Source organism: Enterobacter cloacae complex sp. ECL352 (assembly GCF_020149545.1).
Lineage (GTDB): Bacteria > Pseudomonadota > Gammaproteobacteria > Enterobacterales > Enterobacteriaceae > Enterobacter > Enterobacter asburiae_B.
In genome coordinates this window covers 1505105-1529678 of record NZ_CP083709.1, presented here as the reverse complement: position 1 = coordinate 1529678, position 24574 = coordinate 1505105, and the positions used below count along the sequence as shown (strand labels likewise).

Here is a 24574-nt window from a genome sequence, read left to right as displayed (position 1 = left end):
GGTTCGCTATGTCTGACGACATGTCTTCTTTTTCGCCTTCGTCAGCGGGCGAACAGGGTGTACTACGTTCTATGCAGGAGGTTGCGATGAGCTCCGAGGAAGCCAGCAAGATGCTGCGCACTTACAATATTGCCTGGTGGGGCAATAACTACTACGACGTCAACGAACTGGGCCACATCAGCGTCTGCCCGGATCCGGACGTCCCTGAAGCGCGCGTGGATCTCGCGAAACTGGTGAAAGCCCGTGAGGCTCAGGGCCAGCGTTTGCCTGCACTGTTCTGCTTCCCGCAGATCCTGCAACATCGCCTGCGTTCTATTAACGCCGCGTTCAAGCGCGCGCGTGAGTCCTACGGCTATAAAGGCGACTATTTCCTGGTTTACCCGATCAAGGTGAACCAGCACCGCCGCGTGATTGAATCCCTGATCCACTCCGGCGAGCCGCTGGGCCTGGAAGCTGGCTCCAAAGCGGAGCTGATGGCGGTTCTGGCGCATGCGGGCATGACCCGTTCAGTGATCGTCTGTAACGGCTATAAAGACCGAGAATACATTCGTCTGGCGCTGATCGGCGAAAAGATGGGCCACAAGGTCTATCTGGTTATCGAAAAGATGACCGAAATCGCCATCGTGCTGGAAGAGGCCGAACGTCTGAACGTGGTGCCGCGCCTTGGCGTGCGTGCGCGTCTGGCGTCACAAGGTTCCGGTAAATGGCAGTCCTCAGGCGGCGAGAAATCCAAGTTCGGCCTGGCGGCAAACCAGGTGCTGCAGCTGGTGGAAATCCTGCGCGAGCGCGGTCGTCTGGACAGCATTCAGCTGCTGCACTTCCACCTCGGCTCGCAGATGGCCAATATTCGCGACATCGCCACCGGCGTGCGTGAGTCAGCGCGTTTCTACGTTGAGCTGCACAAGCTCGGCGTGAATATTCAGTGCTTCGACGTGGGCGGTGGCCTCGGCGTGGACTACGAAGGGACCCGCTCGCAGTCTGACTGTTCCGTGAACTACGGCCTGAACGAATACGCGAACAACATCATCTGGGCAATCGGTGATGCCTGTGAAGAGAACGGCTTGCCGCATCCGACGGTGATCACCGAATCCGGTCGCGCGGTGACCGCGCACCATACGGTGCTGGTCTCTAACATCATCGGCGTTGAGCGTAGCGAAATCAGCGAAGCGACGCCTCCGGCAGACGATGCTCCGCGTTCCCTGCAAAGCATGTGGGAAACCTGGCAGGAAATGCACGAGCCGGGCACGCGTCGTTCCCTGCGCGAATGGCTGCACGACAGCCAGATGGACCTGCATGATATTCACGTGGGTTATTCTTCAGGCACCTTCAGCCTGCAGGAGCGCGCGTGGGCGGAGCAGCTCTACCTGAACATGTGCCATGAAGTGCAGAAACAGCTCGACCCGAGCAACCGCGCGCACCGTCCGATTATCGACGAGCTGCAGGAGCGTATGGCGGATAAGATTTACGTCAACTTCTCGCTGTTCCAGTCGATGCCGGATGCCTGGGGTATCGACCAGCTGTTCCCGGTTCTGCCGCTGGAAGGGCTGAACCACGCCCCGGAACGTCGTGCGGTGCTGCTGGATATCACCTGTGACTCCGACGGTGCCATCGACCACTACGTCGACGGCGACGGTATCGCAACGACGATGCCAATGCCGGAATACGACCCGGAGAACCCGCCGATGCTGGGCTTCTTTATGGTCGGCGCGTATCAGGAGATCCTCGGCAACATGCACAACCTGTTCGGTGATACCGAAGCGGTGGACGTGTTCGTGTTCCCTGACGGCAACGTGGAAATTGAGCTGTCCGATGAAGGGGACACCGTGGCGGACATGCTGGAATACGTTCAGCTGGATCCGAAAAAACTGCTCACTCAGTTCCGCGACCAGGTGAAAAACACCGGTCTGGACGATGCGCTCCAGCAGCAGTTCCTGGAAGAGTTTGAAGCGGGCCTGTACGGGTACACCTACCTGGAAGACGAGTAGGAAAACGCTCTCTCCCACAGGGAGAGGGCGGGGTGAGGGCATCAGACCGCACAATGCCCTATACTCACTTGAACCCGTATGCATTACCGGCGATAATTCGCCCCAATAAGCGATTTACGAATCAATCCCTTCCTCGTCGGGTTTAACGACGCGGAGGGGATTTTTTTTCATCTGTTTTTAATGTATCGACTTTAAAAGAGGTCAGGACATGAGCACTTTAGGTCATCAGTACGATAACTCTCTGGTATCTAACGCGTTTGGTTTTTTACGCCTTCCGATGAACTTCCAGCCGTACGACAGCGACGCTGACTGGGTGATCACCGGCGTGCCGTTCGATATGGCAACATCTGGCCGCGCGGGTGGTCGTCACGGCCCGGCTGCGATTCGTCAGGTTTCCACTAACCTGGCCTGGGAGCATAACCGCTTCCCGTGGAACTTCGACATGCGCGAGCGCCTGAACGTCGTGGACTGCGGTGACCTGGTGTACGCCTTCGGCGACGCGCGTGAGATGAGCGAGAAGCTGCAGGCGCACGCCGAGAAGCTGCTGGCTGCCGGTAAGCGTATGCTCTCCTTCGGCGGCGACCACTTCGTGACCCTGCCGCTGCTGCGCGCCCATGCGAAGCACTTCGGTAAAATGGCGCTGGTGCACTTCGATGCACATACCGACACCTACGCGAACGGCTGTGAGTTTGACCACGGCACCATGTTCTTCACCGCGCCGAACGAAGGTCTGATCGATCCGAACCACTCCGTGCAGATCGGTATTCGCACCGAGTTCGACAAAGACAACGGTTTCACCGTGCTGGATGCGGGCCAGGTTAACGATCGCGGCGTGGACGACATCATCGCGCAGGTGAAGCAGATCGTGGGTGATATGCCCGTGTATCTGACCTTCGACATCGACTGTCTGGATCCGGCATTTGCTCCGGGTACCGGTACGCCGGTCATCGGCGGTTTGACCTCAGATCGTGCCATCAAGCTGGTGCGCGGCCTGAAGGATCTAAACATTGTCGGGATGGACGTGGTGGAAGTGGCGCCTGCGTATGACCAGTCCGAGATCACCGCGCTGGCCGCAGCGACTCTGGCGCTGGAAATGCTCTACATTCAGGCAGCCAAAAAAGGCGAATAAGCCTCACCTTGCGTGAAAAAAAACCTCTCTATTGAGAGGTTTTTTATTGCCTTCAGAACACGTTAAACGGGTATTCCACATAAGCCCGGATCTCGTCCCCGCCCACGTTGTACTCGCTGGCGTTGCCGGAGACGCGCAGTACGGAGTAGCGCAGTTTAAGCTTCAGATCCTTCGCCGGACCATCCTGCACCTGGTACTGGATCTGGTTAAACCACTCGTGCTCTTTGCCGTTGCTGGTTTCAGAGGTTTTAATATTATCCCCACGTACGTAGGCAGTGGTCCAGCTCAGGCCCGGTAAGCCAAGACCGCCAAAGTCCAGACCGTAGGATGCCTGCCAGGAACGTTCGTCTTCGCCATTAAAATCAGACCAGTAGGAGTTCGCCAGCCAGATGGTGTTTCCGCCGTCACCCACGCCGCCCTTGTCGCGATAGCCGCCGTAGTTGTAGCCGGTGCTGCCGCTGCTCTGCTGGTACGCCACTTTGAACGTGTGAATATCCCAGATGTAGCTCGCCGCCAGGCTCCAGATGGTGTTGCTGCGGCCCGTGTCGAGGCTGTCCGCGTAACCCTGATCCAGACGGGAGTTATAGCCGTTGAAGTCGAGCACCAGCTGCTGCCCGGTGCTGAACGGCTGTTTGAAGTTCATGCCCAGGTACTGCTTGTTCATCACCTCTTCATTATGAGAGGCGTACAGCGCGCCGCTGAACTGGTCGTTAAACTGATAACTCGCACCGCCGAAGGAGAGGCTCTTCAGCCCGCTGTCGTGGCGGTCATCGCTTTTACGCTGCTCGTCGGTGAAGTAACCGGCGTTGATTTCCAGACCGTCGATCTCTTTCGAGGTCAGCATGGTGCCGGTGTAGCTTTCAAACAGCAGGCGGGAGCTGTCGGCATTGATGACAGGCAGCTCAGGACGCTGATTTCCGTAGCTCAGCACGGTGTTTGATATACGCATTTTGGCGGTGGCGCCAAACTTTGCCAGATCGGATTTTGCCCGGCCATCCTCTTCCTGTTTAAAGAAGTCGATGCCACCTGCGCCGCTTTTGCCACGGCCGCCGTCCAGGCGCACGCCGTATTGAGCAATACCGTCCACGCCAAAGCCCACCAGCCCTTCGGTATAGCCGGATGCAAACGTGGCGATGATCCCCTGACCCCACTCGGCTTTGTCCTGCTGGCCCTGATGGTAGTCGCGGCTGATATACGCATTGCGTAAAAACAGATCCAGATGGCTGTCGTCAATAAAACCCTGGCTGTCGGATTGCTGGCTTGCAGCGGCAGGTAATGCAGCAAATAAACTTAAAGCAATTAATGATAATTCTTTTTTCACGGAGGGAACGTCTCTGTCTGGATATAGTAATTTGAATAACTGCGGGGGTGATAATTACCGGAAAAAGTGACCTTTGCAATAATTATGTGACCAGACATTTCAAGGTGATGAGGCAGATTTGGCGGGGCTTTCAGGGGTGTTGTCGATACGTGCTGTTAAGTTAACAATTCATGCGAAATAAAAAGGAGGCAAATCTGCCTCCTTCCAAAATTATTTAATTCCGTCTGCGGCCATACGATCGCGAATATGCTGTGCGCGTTCTTCTGAGGCCGGGTGATCGTCAAACATGGAGCTTTGGCGTCCGGCTTCCAGCTTGGCCAGTTTTTCGAAGCTGGTGGCTAAGCCTGATGGATTAATGCCGCGTTTGCGCAACAGATCGTAGGAGTAGTCATCCGCCTCGGACTCCTGACGCTGTGAGAACTGAGAGTTAACCAGCTTTTCACCCACGTCGCCAAGCTGTGACTGCGACAGGCTACCAACGATACCGCCCGCAGAGGCCGCCGCTGCGCGGATGGCATTGGTGCCCAGGGCAACCTGCATCCCTTTCTTCACGTGGCCCAGGGCAACGTGGCCCATTTCGTGGCCGATGACCGCTTCCACTTCGTTGTCGGTCATCATGTCCATCAGCCCGCTATAGACGCGGATACAGCCGTTCGCCATCGCGAAGGCGTTGACGTCTTTCGCCATGTACACCTTGTAGTTCACCGGCTGGCCGTTAATGTTGTCGCCCAGCGCGGAAGCAATCTTATTCAGACGCTGCGTGTAGGTACTGTTAGCCGGCGCAAGCGTGGCTTTTCCGTCCATATCTTTACAGGCCTGGTCGCTCAGCGCTTTAACCTGCGCATCGCTCAGGGAATAGGCCTGAAAGGCCTCTGCGCCTGACGTCATCAGACCGTTAGAATCCATATTCTGACAGCCGCTCAGCAGGAGCGTTGTACCCAGGGCCAGCACTATTGCACGCATTTTCATGAGGTTGCTTCCGTACTCGTTAAACTGAATAAAATCCGAAAAGGGCACCGTCAGCGAAGCCGGTGTCGGGCTAAGTATAAGGAATATCTACAGGGCCGGGCGAGCAGATTGCGCAACATGCGAGCATGATCCAGAGATTTCTTAACAAGCAAAAGAATGCTCCATGTACATGACTTGCGGCTTGGGTTACATTGTTGGCACTTTTTTCCGGCGTAGCCCAAAACGCGCTGTCGTCAAGGGCATGGCCTTTAACAGTCCGATCTGGAGTTAAAATGTCCTCACGTAAAGAGCTTGCTAATGCTATTCGTGCGCTGAGCATGGACGCAGTACAGAAAGCCAAATCCGGCCACCCAGGGGCTCCTATGGGTATGGCTGATATCGCCGAAGTCCTGTGGCGTGATTTCCTGAACCACAACCCGCAGAACCCGTCATGGGCTGACCGCGACCGCTTCGTGCTGTCCAACGGCCACGGCTCTATGCTGATCTATAGCCTGCTGCACCTCACCGGCTACGATCTGCCTATCGAAGAGCTGAAAAACTTCCGTCAGCTGCACTCTAAAACTCCAGGTCACCCGGAAGTGGGTTACACCGCTGGCGTAGAAACCACCACCGGTCCGCTGGGTCAGGGTATTGCTAACGCTGTGGGTATGGCGATTGCCGAGAAGACGCTGGCGGCGCAGTTCAACCGTCCTGGTCACGACATCGTAGACCACTTCACCTACGCGTTCATGGGCGACGGCTGCATGATGGAAGGCATTTCTCACGAAGTGTGCTCCCTGGCAGGCACCCTGAAGCTGGGCAAACTGGTTGCGTTCTATGACGACAACGGTATCTCCATCGACGGTCACGTTGAAGGCTGGTTCACCGACGACACCGCAGCACGTTTCGAAGCCTACGGCTGGCACGTAGTGCGTGGCGTTGATGGTCACGATGCTGACTCGATTAAACGTGCAGTGGAAGAAGCGCGCGCGGTTACGGACAAACCGTCCCTGCTGATGTGCAAAACCATCATTGGCTTCGGTTCGCCGAACAAAGCGGGTACTCACGACTCCCACGGCGCACCGCTGGGCGACGCGGAAATCGCACTGACCCGCGAAGCGTTGGGCTGGAAACACCCTGCATTCGAAATCCCGTCTGAGATCTACGCTCAGTGGGATGCAAAAGAAGTAGGCCAGGCGAAAGAAGCGGCCTGGAACGAGAAATTCGCTGCCTATGCGAAAGCGTTCCCGCAGGAAGCGGCTGAATTCACCCGTCGTATGAAAGGTGAAATGCCGTCTGACTTCGACGCGAAAGCGAACGAATTCATCGCTAAGCTGCAGGCGAACCCGTCTAAAATCGCGAGCCGTAAAGCGTCTCAGAATGCGATTGAAGCGTTCGGCCCATGGCTTCCAGAATTCCTGGGCGGCTCCGCTGACCTGGCGCCATCTAACCTGACTCTGTGGTCTGGTTCTAAGCCAATCAACGAAGATACTGCCGGTAACTACATCCATTACGGTGTACGTGAATTCGGTATGACCGCGATTGCCAACGGTATCTCCCTGCACGGTGGTTTCCTGCCGTACACCTCTACCTTCCTGATGTTTGTCGAATATGCACGTAACGCCGTGCGTATGGCCGCGCTGATGAAACAGCGTCAGGTGATGGTCTACACCCACGACTCCATCGGTCTGGGCGAAGATGGTCCAACTCACCAGCCGGTAGAGCAGGTGGCTTCCCTGCGCGTGACCCCGAACATGAGCACATGGCGTCCATGTGACCAGGTGGAATCCGCGGTGGCGTGGAAATACGGCGTTGAGCGTCAGGACGGTCCAACCGCGCTGATCCTCTCCCGTCAGAACCTGGCACAGCAGGAGCGTACGCCTGAGCAGCTGGCGAACATCGCTCGCGGTGGTTACGTGCTGAAAGATTGCGCGGGCCAGCCAGAGCTGATCTTCATCGCCACCGGTTCGGAAGTTGAACTGGCGGTTGCAGCGTGGGAAAAACTGACTGCCGAAGGCGTGAAAGCGCGCGTGGTCTCCATGCCGTCTACCGATGCGTTCGACAAACAGGATGCTGCCTACCGTGAATCCGTCCTGCCTAAAGCGGTTTCCGCGCGTGTGGCAGTGGAAGCGGGTATCGCTGACTACTGGTTCAAATACGTGGGCCTGAACGGCGCTATCGTCGGTATGACCACCTTCGGTGAATCTGCTCCGGCAGAGCTGCTGTTCGAAGAGTTCGGCTTCACCGTTGAGAACGTTGTCGCGAAAGCGAAAGAACTGCTGTAATCGTTTGTACGGTGCGGGCTGATGCCCTCACCCCAACCCTCTCCCACGGGGAGAGGGTGCATACACTAAAAAACGGTAACCTCTCGGTTACCGTTTTGCTTTTACCTTGCCGGCATTATTCCACCTAAAATGTGACGCAAGTCATATAGCGCGCTTATTCATCTGGACAGACATTCCTTTTATTCCCCGATTCGCTTATTCTTGCTGAAGCGTTTCAGTCGATTAAATGTTCGACAATTGACCAATCAATCGCAGTTTGTGACAGCAAGGATTCCCCTTCGGGCGTAGCTGGATTACTCTTTCAGCCACCTCAAACTCAGGGATTGCTTTGCAGGAGATCTATGACCGTACGCGTAGCGATTAATGGCTTCGGTCGCATCGGACGTAACGTGGTTCGTGCTTTATATGAATCCGGACGTCGGGCGGAAATAACCGTGGTGGCAATCAATGAACTGGCGGATGCTACGGGCATGGCGCATTTGTTGAAATATGACACCAGCCACGGACGCTTTGCCTGGGATGTACGCCAGGAAAGAGAACAGCTGTTTGTGGGTGACGACGCTATTCGCGTGCTGCATGAGAACAGCATCTCCGGGCTACCCTGGCGTGAACTGGGTGTGGATGTGGTGCTTGACTGTACCGGCGTGTACGGCAACCGCGAACATGGCGAAGCGCATCTTGCTGCAGGCGCGAAAAAAGTCCTGTTTTCTCATCCCGGCAGTAACGACCTCGACGCGACCGTCGTGTTTGGCGTCAACCAGCATGAGCTGCAGGCCGAACACCGCATTGTTTCCAACGCCTCCTGTACCACTAACTGCATTATTCCGGTCATCAAACTGTTAGACGATGCGTATGGCATTGAATCCGGTACCGTGACCACGATTCATTCCGCCATGCACGATCAGCAGGTTATCGACGCCTACCATCCGGATTTGCGACGCACTCGCGCAGCGAGCCAGTCAATCATTCCGGTGGACACGAAACTGGCGGCAGGGATCACCCGAATTTTTCCGCAGTTTAATGACCGATTTGAAGCGATTGCCGTACGTGTCCCGACGATTAACGTCACCGCAATCGACCTTAGCGTGACGGTGAAAAAACCGGTAAAAGCCTGTGAAGTCAACCTGTTGCTGCAAAAAGCGGCACAGGGGGCATTTCATGGTATAGTTGACTATACGGAATTACCGTTGGTCTCAGTAGATTTTAACCACGACCCGCACAGCGCCATCGTCGATGGCACGCAAACGAGAGTCAGTGGCGCACACCTTATCAAGACGCTGGTCTGGTGTGATAACGAATGGGGCTTTGCTAACCGAATGCTCGACACCACGTTAGCAATGGCCGCTCAAGGTTTCAGGTAAGACGCATTGTGCGTCTGCAAAACTTTAAGAATCAACGAGAGGATTCACCATGTCTGTAATTAAGATGACCGATCTGGATCTGGCTGGTAAACGCGTTTTCATCCGTGCCGATCTGAACGTACCGGTTAAAGATGGCAAAGTGACCAGCGACGCGCGTATCCGTGCATCTCTGCCAACCATCGAACTGGCTCTGAAGCAGGGCGCGAAAGTGATGGTCACCTCCCACCTGGGTCGTCCAACTGAAGGCGAGTACAACGAAGAGTTCTCTCTGCTGCCAGTGGTTAATTACCTGAAAGACAAACTGTCCAACCCGGTTCGCCTGGTTAAAGATTACCTGGACGGCGTTGAAGTTGCAGCCGGTGAACTGGTTGTTCTGGAAAACGTTCGCTTTAACAAAGGCGAAAAGAAAGACGACGAAACTCTGTCCAAAAAATACGCTGCACTGTGCGACGTGTTCGTGATGGATGCATTCGGTACGGCTCACCGTGCTCAGGCGTCAACCCACGGTATCGGTAAATTCGCAGACGTAGCGTGTGCCGGTCCTCTGCTGGCTGACGAACTGGAAGCGCTGGGTAAAGCACTGAAAGAACCTGCTCGTCCAATGGTGGCTATCGTTGGTGGTTCTAAAGTTTCTACCAAACTGACCGTTCTGGATTCCCTGTCTAAAATCGCTGACCAGCTGATCGTTGGCGGTGGTATCGCGAACACCTTCGTTGCCGCTCAGGGCCACAACGTGGGCAAATCCCTGTACGAAGCAGACCTGGTTGACGAAGCCAAACGCCTGCTGAGCACCTGCGATATCCCGGTTCCAACTGACGTTCGCGTAGCGACCGAGTTCTCCGAAACCGCAACCGCGACCCTGAAATCTGTAAACGACATCAAAGATGAAGAGCAGATTCTGGACCTGGGCGACGTTTCTGCACAGAAACTGGCTGAAATCCTCAAAAACGCAAAAACTATCCTGTGGAACGGTCCTGTTGGCGTGTTCGAATTCCCGAACTTCCGCAAAGGTACTGAAATCGTTGCTAACGCTATCGCAGACAGCGAAGCGTTTTCTATCGCAGGCGGTGGTGACACCCTGGCGGCAATCGACCTGTTCGGTATCGCTGACAAGATCTCCTACATCTCCACTGGTGGCGGCGCATTCCTCGAATTCGTGGAAGGCAAAGTACTGCCAGCAGTAGCAATGCTCGAAGAGCGCGCTAAGAAGTAAGCCATTCAAGGGCAGGGAAACCTGCCCACCAATTTTCAGCGCGCTTTTAAGAGCTCGCACCTTTTCTAACGGCCGAAGATACAGGACTAAGCAACATGTCTAAAATTTTTGATTTCGTAAAACCTGGCGTTATCACTGGTGATGACGTACAGAAAGTGTTCCAGGTAGCTAAAGAAAACAACTTCGCTCTGCCAGCAGTTAACTGCGTGGGTACCGACTCCATCAACGCCGTACTGGAAACTGCCGCTAAAGTTAAAGCGCCAGTTATCGTTCAGTTCTCTAACGGCGGCGCTGCGTTCATCGCAGGTAAAGGCGTGAAAACTGACATTCCTCAGGGTGCTGCAATCCTGGGCGCTATCTCTGGTGCGCACCACGTACACCAGATGGCTGAGCACTACGGTGTTCCAGTTATCCTGCACACTGACCACTGCGCGAAGAAACTGCTGCCGTGGATCGACGGTCTGCTGGACGCGGGTGAAAAACACTTCGCGGCTACCGGTAAGCCACTGTTCTCTTCTCACATGATCGACCTGTCTGAAGAGTCACTGCACGAAAACATCGAAATCTGCTCCAAATACTTGGCGCGCATGGCCAAAATGGGCATGACTCTGGAAATCGAACTGGGTTGCACCGGTGGTGAAGAAGACGGCGTGGACAACAGCCACATGGACGCTTCTGCACTGTACACCCAGCCAGAAGACGTTGATTACGCTTACACCGAGCTGAGCAAAATCAGCCCACGCTTCACCATCGCAGCGTCCTTCGGTAACGTACACGGCGTTTACAAACCAGGTAACGTGGTTCTGACCCCGACTATCCTGCGTGATTCTCAGGAATACGTTTCTAAGAAACACAACCTGCCGCACAACAGCCTGAACTTCGTCTTCCACGGCGGTTCCGGTTCTTCTGCTCAGGAAATCAAAGACTCCGTAAGCTACGGCGTAGTGAAAATGAACATCGATACCGACACCCAGTGGGCAACATGGGACGGTATTCTGCAGTACTACAAAACCAACGAAGCTTACCTGCAGGGTCAGCTGGGCAACCCGAAAGGCGAAGACCAGCCGAACAAGAAATACTACGATCCACGCGTATGGCTGCGCGCTGCCCAGACTTCAATGATTACTCGTCTGGAGCAGGCATTCAAAGAACTGAACGCGGTAGACGTTCTGTAATTTGAGCTGCTAACAGCATCAGAAGGCCCGCAAATGCGGGCCTTTTTTTATGCTTTTTCAATACCCTGCCAGGCCGGTTTTTGTGATCTGTTTGGCAATACTTGCGCTTTTTGTTTACCCTTTACGGACCTGCCTGTCTCCATGGGGGATGGATTTTGTGTTTTGGTTTAACAAAAGGAAGAATAAATGGAACAACTCGATGTTGTAGACAGCATCAATAACGCCGGTAACTGGCTGGTGCGCAACCAGGCGCTGCTGCTGAGCTATGCCGTGAACATCGTCGCGGCGATTGCCATCATCATCGTCGGGATGATCGTGGCGCGTATCGTATCGAACGCGGTTAACCGCGTAATGCTGGCCCGTCACATTGACGCCACGGTGGCTGACTTCCTCTCCGCTCTGGTGCGCTACGGCATTATCGCCTTTACGCTGATTGCGGCGCTGGGCCGTGTGGGCGTGCAGACCGCCTCCGTCATTGCCGTTCTCGGTGCCGCCGGTCTGGCTATTGGTCTGGCGCTGCAGGGCTCGCTGTCAAACCTGGCGGCAGGCGTTCTGCTGGTCACCTTCCGTCCATTCCGCTCCGGCGAATACGTTGACCTTGGCGGCATTGCCGGGACCGTGCTGCAGGTGCAGATTTTCTCAACGACCATGCGTACCGTCGATGGCCGCATTGTGGTCGTGCCGAACGGGAAAATCATCGCGGGCAACATCATTAACTTCTCCCGTGAGCCGGTGCGTCGTAACGAACTGATTATCAGCGTGGCGTACGACTCCGACATCGATCAGGTTAAGTCGCTGATTAGCAACATCATTGCTTCAGACGATCGCATTCTGAAAGACAAAGAGCAGACGGTTCGCCTGAACGAGCTGGGCGCGTCCTCCATTAACTTCGTGGTGCGTATCTGGAGCAAAAGCAGCGATCTGCAAAACGTGTACTGGGACGTGCTGGAGCGCATTAAGCGCGACTTCGATGCCAACGGCATCAGCTTCCCGTACCCTCAGATGGACGTAAACGTCAAAAAAGTCAAAGAAGCCGAATAACTTCTCGCAGGCCCGGTCAGCGCTAGCGCCACCGGGCTTTATTTTTATAAGTGCTGCTAATCCCCAATTAATATTATCAATTTCCTCTAATGTGATTCGCGCAGTATAGTCTCCTTCCAGAACAACACTGTGAGAATTTCGTCATGTTATCTTATTACTTTCAAGGGCTTGCCTTAGGTGCGGCCATGATCCTTCCCCTTGGCCCGCAAAATGCGTTTGTGATGAACCAGGGCATTCGCCGGCAGTATCATCTGATGATTGCCCTGCTGTGCGCGGTAAGCGATTTACTGCTGATCTGTGCCGGGATTTTTGGCGGCAGCGCATTGCTCATGCAGTCTCCCTGGCTGCTGGCGCTGGTCACCTGGGGCGGCGTGGCGTTTTTGCTCTGGTACGGTTTTGGTGCCCTGAAAACCGCGATGAGCAGCAACCTCGAACTGGCGAGCGCGGAAGTCATGAAGCAGGGCCGCTGGAAGATTATCGTCACCATGCTGGCGGTCACCTGGCTTAATCCGCATGTTTATCTGGACACCTTCGTGGTGCTGGGCAGCCTGGGCGGGCAGCTGGACGTTGAGCCGAAACGCTGGTTTGCGCTGGGTACGGTTAGCGCCTCTTTCCTCTGGTTCTTCGGTCTCGCCATTCTGGCTGCATGGCTGGCTCCTCGTCTGCGTACGGCCAAAGCCCAGCGCATCATTAATACGCTGGTGGGGCTGGTGATGTGGTTTATTGCTTTTCAGCTGGCAAAAGAGGGGATTCACCACGTTCAGGAATTGTTCAACTAATCCTTGTCTTATGGACAACTGAACAAGACCCGCTAAGCTTGCTGGCATGCGCCCTGTTAATGGGCACTCTTCGCAACATGGAGGAATAACAGTGAAGTTTAAGGTGATGGCCCTGGCGGCATTAGTAAGTTTTGGTGCGGTGTCGGTGCAGGCAAGTGAACTGCCGGATGGCCCGCACATCGTCACTTCAGGCACCGCAAGCGTGGACGCGGTACCCGATGTCGCAACGCTGGCAATTGAAGTCAATGTGTCTGCGAAAGATGCGGCATCTGCCAAGAAGCAGGCTGACGATCGTGTTGCGCAATACCTCTCTTTCCTCGAGCAGAACGGTGTCGGTAAAAAAGATATCAACTCCGCGAACCTGCGTACTCAACCCGATTACGACTACCAGAATGGTAAAAGCATCCTGAAAGGCTACCGTGCCGTGCGTACCGTCGAAGTGACCGTGCGTCAGCTGGATAAGCTTAACTCGCTGCTGGATGGCGCGCTGAAGGCGGGTCTGAACGAAATTCGTTCCGTGTCGCTGGGCGTTGCGCAACCGGAGAAATACAAAGACGAAGCGCGTAAAGCGGCGATTGATGATGCCATTCATCAGGCGGAACAGCTGGCTTCTGGCTTTAAGAGCAAGCTCGGCCCGGTTTACAGCGTGCGTTACCACGTCTCTAACTACCAGCCAAGCCCGATGGTACGGATGATGAAGGCCGATGCGGCGCCTGTATCCGCTCAGGAAACTTACGAGCAGCCAACCATTCAGTTTGACGATCAGGTGGATGTGGTGTTCCAGCTGGAGCCAACTCAAACTCAGCAAACTGAGGCGGCTAAGGCGCAGTAATTTGCCCTCACCCTAACCCTCTCCCGCAGGGAGAGGGAATTCAATCGATTAATCCTGTCTCAACACCTTGTGCCCGTAGGCCAGCAGCGCGTCGGTGACGTTGCGCATCATGCGGCTTTCTGGCGCAAACCGGTGCCAGTAGAGCATCCGGCGCTGATATAGCCCCGGCGTGAGGTCAATCAGCTCACCGCTTTTCAACTCTTTCTCAATCTGCAGATGCGGGATCATGCAGCAGGTGGTGCCCTGACGCGCAAGCTGCACAAAGGCTTCAGACGAGTTGACGATATGGCACGGCACGCTGCCCGGCGGCAGATCGAAGTTTTGCTGCAGGAACGCCTGATGCATATCGTCCAGATGGTCGAACGCCACGGCAGGGGCTTTCAGCAGCGCGGCGCGGGTGACGCCGTTCGGGAAGTAGCGCTCGGCAAAGGCTTTTGAACCCACAAACAGGTAGTCCAGCGCGCCCAGCTGATCGACAAGACAGCTTGGCAGCGCCTGAGGCTGAATACTGACTGCCCCAACCACTTCACCGCGACGCAGGCGCTCCTGGGTACGGGTTTCATCTTCAACCTGTAAATTCAGACGGATAGGGGAATCCGCTAATACCGGCGCAAGGGCCGGCAGCAGCCAGGTTGCCAGGCTGTCGGCGTTGACCGCCAGAGAGAGCAGCAGCGGCGTAGAGCCCGTTTGTTCGTCACCCAGCCACTCGTCTTCCAGCAGTTCAACCTGGCGCAGCAGGGCGAGAAGCTTTTGCCCTTGCTCGGTTGGACGTGGCGGCACGGTACGCACCAGCAGCGGCTGGCCGAACATGTTTTCAAGCTGTTTGATACGCTGTGATACGGCGGACTGGGTGATGCAAAGCTTTTGCGCCGCGCGCTCAAAACCGCGTTCACGAATAACTGCATCAAGTGCCTGTAGTGTTCTGTAGTCCGGACGTTTCATTGCTCTGGCTGGCTCCTTAATTTTGCTTATTCTGCACTATGACACAATTTTCCCTTCGTGGCAGACGAATTCCATTCGACGTGTTCTATAATGCGCCCTGAGTTTTCACACCACAGGCAAAACGATCATGACGCAGGATGAACTGAAAAAAGCAGTAGGATGGGCCGCTCTCCAGTACGTGCAGCCGGGTACCATTGTCGGTGTCGGTACGGGATCAACCGCGGCACACTTTATCGATGCACTGGGCACGATGAAGGGGCAAATCGAGGGCGCGGTTTCCAGCTCTGATGCTTCCACGGAAAAGCTGAAAAGCCTCGGCATTACCGTTTTCGATCTCAACGAAGTGGATCGTCTGGGGATTTACGTTGATGGTGCGGATGAAATCAACGGCCACATGCAGATGATCAAAGGCGGCGGCGCGGCGCTGACGCGCGAGAAGATCATCGCCTCCGTTGCGGACAAGTTCATCTGCATCGCGGACGCCTCCAAGCAGGTCGACATTCTGGGTAATTTCCCACTGCCGGTCGAAGTGATCCCAATGGCGCGTAGCGCGGTTGCCCGTCAGCTGGTGAAGCTGGGCGGTCGTCCGGAATACCGTCAGGGCGTAGTCACCGATAACGGTAACGTGATCCTCGACGTTCACGGTCTGGAAATTCTTGACGCGATTGCGCTGGAAAATGCCATCAACGGTATTCCAGGCGTAGTGACCGTAGGGCTATTCGCCAACCGTGGCGCGGATGTGGCGCTGATCGGCACCGCTGACGGCGTGAAAACCATCGTAAAATGATCTGACGGGGGGAGTCCTCCCCCCGCTAAAAAATTTTTGAAAAGCTAAATTCGGTGACTTGTGTCACGTTTTTACGCCTCTTTTGCCGATCCTGCCGCGTTTGTAAATTTCCATAGCATTTTCCTCTGACATTTTGCTCTGTATGACTTTTCTTCAGAGTGCCGACGCAAACGTTCATATTGCTGCAATAGTTTTTTTTGATATGTTGGCTACAGCGGATTCATATCCAGCACAACATCAGTTCAGACAAAAACAGGGTCGGGTAAATGGCAAAGGTATCACTGGAGAAAGACAAGATTAAATTCCTGCTGGTCGAGGGCGTGCATCAAAAAGCAATCGATAGCCTTCGTGCGGCAGGTTACACCAACATCGAATTTCACAAAGGCGCGCTCGATACCGAAGAGCTGAAAGCGTCCATCCGTGATGCCCACTTCATTGGCCTGCGATCCCGTACTCACCTGACTGAAGAGGTTATTGCCGCGGCGGAAAAGCTGGTGGCTATCGGCTGCTTCTGTATCGGTACCAACCAGGTTGACCTGAATGCTGCCGCCAAACGCGGTATTCCCGTCTTCAACGCCCCGTTCTCCAACACCCGCTCCGTGGCGGAGCTGGTGATTGGCGAACTGCTGCTGCTGCTGCGCGGTATTCCTGAAGCGAACGCCAAGGCGCACCGCGGCGTGTGGAACAAGCTGGCGTCCGGCTCATATGAAGCACGTGGTAAAAAACTGGGGATTATCGGTTACGGCCACATCGGTACGCAGCTCGGTATTCTGGCGGAATCCCTGGGTATGCACGTGTTTTTCTACGATATCGAAAGCAAGCTGTCGCTGGGCAATGCGACCCAGGTTCAACACCTTTCTGACCTGCTGAATATGAGCGACGTGGTGAGCCTGCACGTGCCGGAAAATGCGTCCACCAAAAACATGATGGGCGCGGAAGAGCTGGCGCTGATGAAGCCGGGCTCGCTGCTGATCAACGCCGCGCGCGGCACGGTTGTCGATATCCCGGCCCTGGCGGATGCGCTGAAGCGTAAGCACCTGGCGGGCGCGGCCATCGACGTCTTCCCGACGGAGCCAGCCACCAACAGCGATCCGTTTACCTCTCCGCTGTGCGAGTTCGACAACGTGATCCTGACGCCGCACATCGGCGGCTCTACCCAGGAAGCGCAGGAGAATATCGGTCTGGAAGTGGCGGGTAAGCTGAGCAAATATTCCGACAACGGTTCTACGCTCTCTGCCGTGAACTTCCCGGAAGTGTCTCTGCCGCTGCACGGTGGTCGTCGCCTGCTGCACATCCACGAAAACCGTCCGGGCGTGCTGACCGCGATCAACCAGATCTTTGCCGAGCAGGGCGTCAACATTGCCGCACAGTATCTGCAAACGAACTCGCAGATGGGCTACGTGGTCATTGATATCGAAGCGGATGACGATGTGGCCGAAAAAGCGCTGCAGAGCATGAAGGCGATTCAGGGGACGATTCGCGCGCGTCTGCTGTACTGATGGTGCGAGATAAATGCAAAACGGTAACGATAGTTACCGTTTTTTATGTTTTCACCCTCTCCCTGTGGGAGAGGGCTGGGGTGAGGGCATCAGGCCGCACGCCTGTTTCACCACTCCCATAACTTCGATGGCGTCACTACCGCCGGCAACGGCACATCCCACTTCTCCACAGGCAACGCCTCTACGCCCTGACAATCATGCGCATAACCCACCGGCTGCAACCCGTACTGCTGCCAGTTTTGCAGCGTCCGGTCGTAAAAACCGCCGCCCATCCCTAAACGCTGGCCCTGTTCATCAAACGCCACCAGCGGCGTGATCAGCACATCCAGCTGTGACAGCGGCAGCACGTCGCGCACGTCGAGTTTCGGCTCGGTGATTTTCAGGCGATTCACCACCAGCTCGCTGTGCGGGTGATAGTGCAGAAACAGCAAATTCCCCTCGCTGAACGGGTGCAGCACCGGCAGATAGACCTTCTTCCCGGCGCGCCAGAGCTGCTCTATCAGCGGTTGGGTATCCAGCTCTCCATCAAATGACAGAAACAGCGCAACGGTGTGCGCCATCACGACAGGGGGATACGCCATCATGCGGGCTGCGGCCTGCTGGGCAAAATGCGCTTGCTGATCGGCGGTTAACGCACGGCGGCGCTGACGAATTAACTGACGGATGTCCTGGCGTGAAGCAGAAACTTCAGGGAATTGGGTCATGGTAGTCGGTAGAAGAAAAGAGAGGGAATCTCCGAGATGCCGCCGCAGGCTGTAACCCTTGAACCCTTGGTTCAAGGTGAATGTGTCGTCATAGTTTTAAGGCTTCTCGGACGGACCGAGCATGCTCACCAACCATGGAGCGCCACATTCTTGTGGTATGAAATATCGGCTCAGGGGACTGGCCCGCTTGCGAACATCTCAGAGAAATTTTGTCTTCACAGTTACTCTACCATAGTCAACTGAGAAGTGTTATTCAAACTTTGGTCCCGGTCTTTCGGGATTGCGACCTTGATCAAGCAATGCCTGTTCTATGGTCTGCTGGAGCATTTTAATGCGCTGCTCCATGCTTGCCGCGTAGTCGCGGGTCTTCGCTTTTTCCTGAGTCAGTTCATAGCTGATGTTCAACGCGGCGATGAAAACCAGCTGCTCAGTATTTGTGACTCTAGTGCGTTCTTTTAGATCTTGCAACCGCTGATTCAAATCGTCCGCTGCCTGATTCAAAGCATCCCTTTGTTCAGGCGGACAATTCACTCGCAGTGAACGGCCAAAAATCTGGAGATCGACGGGTTGTGCAGACATGCCACCTTCCTGCTGATTGACTGCGCTGCCTTCGCTTACTGCCCCGGGGGCTGCGAAGGGGCGACACTATAGCTACCCTGATGTGAAGATACAAGCCCTTTTCTGGTATCACCAGGGTCCAAAGTGGTAGCATATCATGAAACTTCCCCCCTTTGATGACGAATGCTCATGTCTATACAGAACGAAATGCCTGGTTACAAGGATTTAAACCAGTTACTGAACCAGCAGGGAGTCGGTTTAACCCCTGCCGAAATGCACGGTCTGATCAGTGGCATGCTGTGCGGCGGAAACAGCGACAGCTCATGGCAGCCGCTGATCCACGACCTCACGAATGAAGGGCTGGCGTTTGGTCACGAGCTGGCGGAAGCGCTGCGTAAAATGCACGCCGCAACCAGCGATTCGCTGGAAGACGATGGCTTCCTTTTTCAGCTTTATCTGCCTGAAGGCGACGACGTCAGCGTGTTCGATCGCGCCGATGCGCTGGCCGGCTGGGTAAACCACTATCTGCTGGGGCTGGGCGTGACGCAGCCTAAACTGGATAAAGTGACCGGCGAAGCGGGTGAGGCGATCGACGACCTGCGTAACATCGCCCAGCTCGGCTACGATGAAGACGAAGACCAGGAAGAGCTGGAAATGTCTCTTGAAGAGATTATCGAGTACGTGCGCGTGGCGGCACTGCTGTGCCACGACAACTTCACGCGCTCACAGCCGACCGCGCCGGAAGTCCGCAAGCCAACCTTACATTAAGAAAAATAACGCACAGGAGGGTGTCATGGTTATCTCGAGTCAAGAGTATTCGCGCCGCCGTCAGGCGCTTCTGGCAACAATGCAGCCGGGCAGCGCCGCGCTGATTTTTGCTGCGCCCGAAGTCACGCGCAGCGCCGACAGCGAATACCCCTATCGCCAGAGCAGCGATTTCTGGTACTTCACCGGCTTTAACGAGCCGGAAGCGGTGCTGGTGCTGATTAAGAGCAATGACACCCACAACCACAGCGTGATTTTCAACCGCGTGCGCGATCTAACGGCCGAAATCTGGTTTGGCCGCCGCCTGGGCCAGGAGGCCGCACCGGCGAAGCTGGGCGTTGACCGCGCGCTGGCGTTTAGCGAAATCAACCAGCAGCTCTATCAGCTGCTTAACGGCCTCGACGTGCTCTATCACGCGCAGGGTGAATATGCCTACGCCGATGAGATTGTTTTCACCGCGCTGGATAAGCTGCGCAAAGGCTCGCGGCAGAACCTGTCCGCGCCGGCCACGCTGACGGACTGGCGTCCGGTGGTGCATGAAATGCGCCTGTTCAAGTCTGAAGAAGAGCTGAATTTGATGCGTCGAGCGGGCGAAATCAGCGCCCTGGCGCACACCCGCGCCATGGAAAAGTGCCGTCCCGGGATGTTCGAATACCAGCTGGAAGGCGAAATACATCACGAATTTAACCGCCACGGCGCGCGTTATCCCTCCTACAACACCATTGTTGGCGGCGGAGAAAACGGCTGCATTCTGCACTACACCGAAAACGAAAGCGCGCTGCGCGACGGCGATCTGGTCCTGATTGACGCCGGTTGCGAATACCAGGGCTACGCGGGAGACATCACCCGTACCTTCCCGGTGAACGGTAAATTCTCACCGGCACAGCGCGCCATTTATGACATCGTTCTCGAGTCGCTTGAGACGGCGCTCAGGCTGTATCGTCCCGGTACCTCCATGCAGGAAGTGACCGGCGAAGTGGTGCGCATCATGATTACCGGCCTGGTCAGGCTCGGGATCCTGAAAGGGGAGGTCGATATCCTGATCGCTGAAAATGCGCATCGACCGTATTTCATGCACGGCCTAAGCCACTGGCTGGGGCTGGATGTGCATGACGTTGGCGCGTACGGCACCGACCGTTCGCGCGTGCTGGAGCCGGGCATGGTGTTAACCGTGGAGCCAGGCCTGTATATCGCGCCGGATGCCGACGTGCCTGAAGAGTACCGCGGGATTGGCATTCGCATCGAAGACGACATCGTGATCACCGAAACCGGTAACGAAAACCTGACCGCGAGCGTCGTGAAAAACGCTGACGATATTGAGGCGCTGATGGCAGCGGCACGCGCATGAGCGTGATTATCGTTGGCGGCGGCATGACCGGGGCCACGCTGGCGCTGGCCATTTCGCATTTGACGAAGGGGCAGCTTCCGGTGCACCTGGTTGAAGCTATCGCGCCGCAGGCAAAAAATCATCCCGGTTTTGATTCCCGCGCTATTGCCCTGGCGCAGGGTACCTGCCAGCAGCTGTCCCGTATTGGCATCTGGCAGGCCATCGCCGATTGCGCGACGGCAATTAAAACCGTTCACGTAAGCGATCGCGGCCATGCTGGCTTTGTCACGCTGGACGCGCAGGATTACCGCATTGACGCGCTGGGTCAGGTTGTCGAGCTGCACGACGTCGGATTGCGTCTGTTTCGTCTGCTCAAGGATGCGCCTGGCGTCACGCTGCATTGCCCGGCGCGCGTGGCCAGCGTGAGCCGCAGTGAGGCGTCGGTCAGCGTGACGCTGGAAAACGGCACCGTGCTTGAAGGCCAGCTTCTGGTTGCCGCGGACGGCTCGCGTTCATCGCTCGGCGCCCAGTGCGGCGTGGAGTGGCGTCAGCAGCCTTACGGGCAGGTTGCGGTCATTGCGAACGTCGCGACCGCAGCTGAACACCACGGCAGGGCGTTTGAACGTTTTACGCAGCATGGCCCGCTGGCGATGCTGCCGATGTCGGACGGGCGCTGTTCCCTGGTCTGGTGTCACCCGCAGGATAAGGCCGAAGAGGTTAAAGCCTGGTCAGACGAACGTTTTTGTACCGAGCTGCAGAAAGCCTTTGGCTGGCGGCTGGGGCGTATTACCCATGCTGGACAGCGGGCGGTTTACCCGCTTTCGCTGACTACTGCCTCTCAGTCCATCTCCCATCGTCTGGCGCTTGTCGGTAATGCCGCTCAGACGCTGCACCCCATCGCGGGGCAGGGGTTCAACCTTGGCCTGCGGGATGTTATGAGTCTGGCGGAAACCCTTTCTCAGGCGTGGGGCGAACAAAAAGACTGTGGCGCATACCCGGTGCTCAGCCATTACCAGAAGCGCCGCCAGGTGGATAAAGAGGCGACGATTGGCGTCACCGACGGCTTAGTCCATCTTTTTGCCAATCGCTGGGCACCGCTGGTTGCGGGTCGCAACCTCGGGCTAATGGCGATGGAATTATTCATTCCGGCACGTGACGTGCTGGCGCAGCGGACGCTTGGTTGGGTCGCGCGTTAAGGAGTTATCACCGTGCAAAATGTTGATGTCGCCATTGTTGGCGGCGGTATGGTCGGACTGGCTCTGGCCTGTGGTTTACAGGGCAGCGGCCTGCGCGTGGCGGTGCTGGAGCAAAAGCAGCCTCAGCCCGTTGCGCCAGATGCCCCGCCGGAACTCCGCGTCTCGGCGATCAATGCCGCCAGCGAGAAATTGCTGACGCACCTTGGCGTCTGGGCAGATATTGTGGCGCAGCGCGCCAGCTGCTACCACGGCATGGAAGTGTGGGATAAAGACAGCTTTGGTCATATTGCTTTTGATGATGAAAGCATGGGCTACAGCCATCTGGGTCATATCGTCGAAAACGCGGTGATCCACCACGCGCTGTGGCAGAAAGCGCAGCAGTGCAGCGACGTGACGCTGATTGCGCCTGCGCAGATCCAGCAGGTGGCGTGGGGTGAAAACGAGGCGTTTATCAACTTACAGAGCGGCGACATGCTGACCGCGCGTCTGGTGGTCGGTGCTGACGGTGCGAACTCCTGGCTGCGGAATAAAGCCGATATTCCGCTGACCTTCTGGGATTACCGGCATCACGCTCTGGTGGCGACGATCCGTACCGAGGAGCCGCACGGCGGCGTGGCGCGGCAGATTTTCCACAACGACGGCATTCTGGCGTTCCTGCCGTTTGCCGATCCGCACCTGTGCTCGATTGTCTGGTCCCTGGTGCCTGAAAAAGCCCAGCTGATGCAGGAGGCGACGCCGGATGCCTTTAACCAGGCGCTGTGCATGGCGTTTGATAACCGCCTTGGCTTGTGCACCCTTGAAAGCGAGCGGCAGGTGTTCCCGTTAACCGGCCGCTACGCGCGTCAGTTTGCGGCGCACCGTCTGGCGCTGGTCGGTGATGCGGCGCATACCATTCATCCGCTGGCAGGGCAGGGCGTCAACCTTGGCTTTATGGACGCGGCGGAGCTGGTTGAGGAACTGCGTCGCCTGCATCGCGAAGGCAAAGATATCGGCCAGCATCTTTACCTGCGTCGCTACGAGCGCAGCCGCAAGCACAGTGCGGCGATGATGCTGGCGGGCATGCAGGGCTTCCGCGAGCTGTTTGCCGGCGCAAATCCGGCGAAAAAACTGCTGCGCGATATTGGTCTTAAACTGGCCGATACGCTTCCTGGCGTCAAACCTCAACTTCTTCGCCAGGCGATGGGTCTTAACGATCTTCCCGACTGGTTACGCTAATCTCGATCCCCGTCACACTTTATTTTCCCGGCCTCTGCGCCGGGGAAATTCCCTCGTTTGAAATATTCTAATTTCACGTCATTTTTCGCATTAGAAAATCTAATCTACGAGATTTTATGTTACGGAAATTCGGCCCGTTTTTCCGCATGAAATATCACCATGTGCTAAATCCTGTTAGATCATTGTTAATTTTGTGCGGGGTTAATCGCATTTTTCCAGTGAATAACTCTGTAGGCTTTTTAGCGTTTTTTGGTCATAAGCTAATGTGATGACCCGTTTTACCTTATGGTTAACCGCCGGTTTCGGTGGTAAGTTCGGGTAAAAGAGAACGTTTGCGTCGGCGCCAGGTAACGGGGCCGACACCGGGTTTCACGGTGAATTTTTCAACGAGGACAAGATGGCTCAACAGACTCCTTTGTACGAACAACACGTGTTATGCGGCGCCCGCATGGTGGACTTCCATGGCTGGATGATGCCGCTGCACTACGGCTCGCAGATTGATGAGCACCACGCGGTGCGCACCGATGCCGGTATGTTCGACGTGTCCCACATGACGATTGTCGATCTGCGCGGTAGCCGCACCCGGGAGTTTTTGCGTTATCTGCTGGCAAACGACGTCGCCAAACTGAAAACGCCGGGTAAAGCGCTCTATACCGGCATGCTGAACGCCTCGGGCGGCGTGATTGATGACCTTATCGTCTATTACTTCACTGAAGATTTCTTCCGCCTCGTTGTCAACTCCGCCACCCGCGAAAAAGACCTCTCCTGGATCACCCAACACGCCGAACCTTATGCCATCGACATCACCGTCCGTGACGACCTGTCGCTGATCGCCGTACAGGGGCCGAACGCGCAGGCGAAAGCCGCATCTCTGTTTAACGACGAGCAGCACAAAGCAACCGAAGGCATGAAGCCGTTCTTCGGCGTGCAGGCGGGCGATCTGTTTATCGCCACCACCGGCTACACCGGTGAAGCGGGCTACGAAATTGCGATGCCGAACGAGAAGGCCGCTGATTTCTGGCGCGCGCTGGTGGAAGCGGGCGTGAAGCCTGCGGGTCTGGGCGCGCGCGATACGCTGCGTCTGGAAGCGGGGATGAACCTCTACGGTCAGGAGATGGATGAAGGCGTCTCTCCGCTGGCCGCCAACATGGGCTGGACCATCGCATGGGAACCGGCTGACCGTGATTTTATTGGCCGTGAAGCGCTGGAGATGCAGCGCGAGAAGGGCACTGAACAGCTGGTGGGTCTGGTGATGACCGAGAAGGGAGTGCTGCGCGGTGAACTGCCGGTGCGCTTTACCGATGCTGACGGCAATCCTCGCGAAGGCGTGATCACCAGCGGTACCTTCTCCCCGACGCTGGGCTACAGTATTGCACTGGCACGCGTGCCGGCGGGCATTGGCGAAACGGCGGTGGTGCAAATCCGCAACCGCGAAATGCCGGTCAACGTGACCAAACCGATTTTTGTTCGCGCCGGTAAGCCGGTCGCCTAATCATTTTTATCAGGAGAACT

At 56.1% G+C, this 24574-nt stretch carries 21 protein-coding genes and 1 other RNA gene; 16 read left to right on the top strand and 6 right to left on the bottom strand.

Features of this window, described 5'->3' with window-relative positions:
- Positions 1 to 8: 8 nt before the first annotated feature.
- Entirely contained in the window at positions 9 to 1985 is a 1977-nt protein-coding gene (gene speA, locus LBF07_RS07400; RefSeq protein WP_023309121.1) for a biosynthetic arginine decarboxylase, read from the top strand.
- A 208-nt stretch (positions 1986 to 2193) separates the two neighbouring features.
- A complete protein-coding gene (speB, locus tag LBF07_RS07395; RefSeq protein WP_014071686.1) occupies positions 2194 to 3114 on the top strand; it encodes an agmatinase in 921 nt (306 codons plus the stop codon).
- Positions 3115 to 3166: 52 nt separating this feature from the next.
- Here the strand turns inward: speB and LBF07_RS07390 are convergent, their stop codons facing one another.
- Positions 3167 to 4435 (bottom strand): OprD family outer membrane porin, encoded by a 1269-nt coding sequence (locus LBF07_RS07390; protein WP_094935385.1) that lies wholly within the window; start codon positions 4433 to 4435, stop codon positions 3167 to 3169.
- 210 nt (positions 4436 to 4645) lie between these two features.
- A complete protein-coding gene (locus tag LBF07_RS07385) occupies positions 4646 to 5404 on the bottom strand; it encodes a M48 family metallopeptidase (RefSeq protein WP_021242066.1) in 759 nt (252 codons plus the stop codon).
- A gap of 272 nt (positions 5405 to 5676) precedes the next feature.
- Here LBF07_RS07385 and tkt point away from each other — a divergent pair, with 272 nt between their 5' ends.
- From tkt to LBF07_RS07350, 7 genes are all read left to right on the top strand, one after another.
- Positions 5677 to 7668, top strand: coding sequence for a transketolase (tkt, locus tag LBF07_RS07380; RefSeq protein WP_033146601.1), 1992 nt, complete (start codon positions 5677 to 5679; stop codon positions 7666 to 7668).
- 341 nt (positions 7669 to 8009) lie between these two features.
- Entirely contained in the window at positions 8010 to 9029 is a 1020-nt protein-coding gene (gene epd / locus LBF07_RS07375) for an erythrose-4-phosphate dehydrogenase (protein WP_039262970.1), read from the top strand.
- 49 nt (positions 9030 to 9078) lie between these two features.
- Positions 9079 to 10242: a phosphoglycerate kinase gene (gene pgk / locus LBF07_RS07370; RefSeq protein WP_023333323.1), complete on the top strand. Its 1164-nt coding sequence runs from the start codon at positions 9079 to 9081 to the stop codon at positions 10240 to 10242.
- A 95-nt stretch (positions 10243 to 10337) separates the two neighbouring features.
- The gene (gene fbaA, locus LBF07_RS07365) at positions 10338 to 11417 is read left to right on the top strand and encodes a class II fructose-bisphosphate aldolase (protein WP_029739216.1); all 1080 of its coding nucleotides are present in this window, start codon (positions 10338 to 10340) and stop codon (positions 11415 to 11417) included.
- 186 nt (positions 11418 to 11603) lie between these two features.
- Positions 11604 to 12458 carry a small-conductance mechanosensitive channel MscS gene (gene mscS, locus LBF07_RS07360; RefSeq protein WP_024906566.1) on the top strand — a complete coding sequence of 285 codons (855 nt, stop codon included), beginning with the start codon at positions 11604 to 11606 and terminating at the stop codon, positions 12456 to 12458.
- Between the two features lie 143 nt (positions 12459 to 12601).
- Complete coding sequence (argO, locus tag LBF07_RS07355) at positions 12602 to 13237, top strand: arginine exporter ArgO (protein WP_021242063.1); 636 nt, start codon at positions 12602 to 12604, stop codon at positions 13235 to 13237.
- Between the two features lie 91 nt (positions 13238 to 13328).
- Positions 13329 to 14069 (top strand): oxidative stress defense protein, encoded by a 741-nt coding sequence (locus LBF07_RS07350; RefSeq protein WP_023309114.1) that lies wholly within the window; start codon positions 13329 to 13331, stop codon positions 14067 to 14069.
- A 48-nt stretch (positions 14070 to 14117) separates the two neighbouring features.
- Here LBF07_RS07350 and argP read toward each other — a convergent pair whose 3' ends face one another.
- Positions 14118 to 15011, bottom strand: coding sequence for a DNA-binding transcriptional regulator ArgP (gene argP, locus LBF07_RS07345; RefSeq protein ID WP_008499727.1), 894 nt, complete (start codon positions 15009 to 15011; stop codon positions 14118 to 14120).
- A 127-nt stretch (positions 15012 to 15138) separates the two neighbouring features.
- Here argP and rpiA point away from each other — a divergent pair, with 127 nt between their 5' ends.
- Entirely contained in the window at positions 15139 to 15798 is a 660-nt protein-coding gene (gene rpiA, locus LBF07_RS07340) for a ribose-5-phosphate isomerase RpiA (protein WP_003860091.1), read from the top strand.
- Between the two features lie 266 nt (positions 15799 to 16064).
- Complete coding sequence (gene serA / locus LBF07_RS07335) at positions 16065 to 17297, top strand: phosphoglycerate dehydrogenase (RefSeq protein WP_224435137.1); 1233 nt, start codon at positions 16065 to 16067, stop codon at positions 17295 to 17297.
- A gap of 107 nt (positions 17298 to 17404) precedes the next feature.
- Here the strand turns inward: serA and LBF07_RS07330 are convergent, their stop codons facing one another.
- The 3 genes from LBF07_RS07330 to zapA all read right to left on the bottom strand — a co-directional run bounded on the left by LBF07_RS07330 (position 17405) and on the right by zapA (position 18580).
- Positions 17405 to 18001 carry a 5-formyltetrahydrofolate cyclo-ligase gene (locus tag LBF07_RS07330; RefSeq protein WP_032660084.1) on the bottom strand — a complete coding sequence of 199 codons (597 nt, stop codon included), beginning with the start codon at positions 17999 to 18001 and terminating at the stop codon, positions 17405 to 17407.
- A gap of 24 nt (positions 18002 to 18025) precedes the next feature.
- A non-coding RNA gene (ssrS, locus tag LBF07_RS07325) (6S RNA) lies at positions 18026 to 18209 on the bottom strand.
- Between the two features lie 41 nt (positions 18210 to 18250).
- Complete coding sequence (zapA, locus tag LBF07_RS07320) at positions 18251 to 18580, bottom strand: cell division protein ZapA (protein WP_006811891.1); 330 nt, start codon at positions 18578 to 18580, stop codon at positions 18251 to 18253.
- A 168-nt stretch (positions 18581 to 18748) separates the two neighbouring features.
- On the opposite strand from zapA, the gene LBF07_RS07315 reads away from it, so the two are divergent.
- The 5 genes from LBF07_RS07315 to gcvT all read left to right on the top strand — a co-directional run bounded on the left by LBF07_RS07315 (position 18749) and on the right by gcvT (position 24554).
- Positions 18749 to 19327: a YecA family protein gene (locus LBF07_RS07315; protein ID WP_029739212.1), complete on the top strand. Its 579-nt coding sequence runs from the start codon at positions 18749 to 18751 to the stop codon at positions 19325 to 19327.
- 31 nt (positions 19328 to 19358) lie between these two features.
- Complete coding sequence (gene pepP, locus LBF07_RS07310) at positions 19359 to 20672, top strand: Xaa-Pro aminopeptidase (protein WP_094935401.1); 1314 nt, start codon at positions 19359 to 19361, stop codon at positions 20670 to 20672.
- Positions 20669 to 21847: a 2-octaprenyl-6-methoxyphenyl hydroxylase gene (gene ubiH, locus LBF07_RS07305; protein ID WP_094935383.1), complete on the top strand. Its 1179-nt coding sequence runs from the start codon at positions 20669 to 20671 to the stop codon at positions 21845 to 21847. The genes pepP and ubiH overlap by 4 nt, the downstream gene beginning before the upstream one ends.
- A gap of 12 nt (positions 21848 to 21859) precedes the next feature.
- Positions 21860 to 23062, top strand: a complete 1203-nt coding sequence (ubiI, locus tag LBF07_RS07300) for an FAD-dependent 2-octaprenylphenol hydroxylase (RefSeq protein WP_094935382.1) — start codon at positions 21860 to 21862, stop codon at positions 23060 to 23062.
- Positions 23063 to 23459: 397 nt separating this feature from the next.
- Entirely contained in the window at positions 23460 to 24554 is a 1095-nt protein-coding gene (gene gcvT / locus LBF07_RS07295; RefSeq protein ID WP_094935381.1) for a glycine cleavage system aminomethyltransferase GcvT, read from the top strand.
- Positions 24555 to 24574 lie beyond the last annotated feature (20 nt).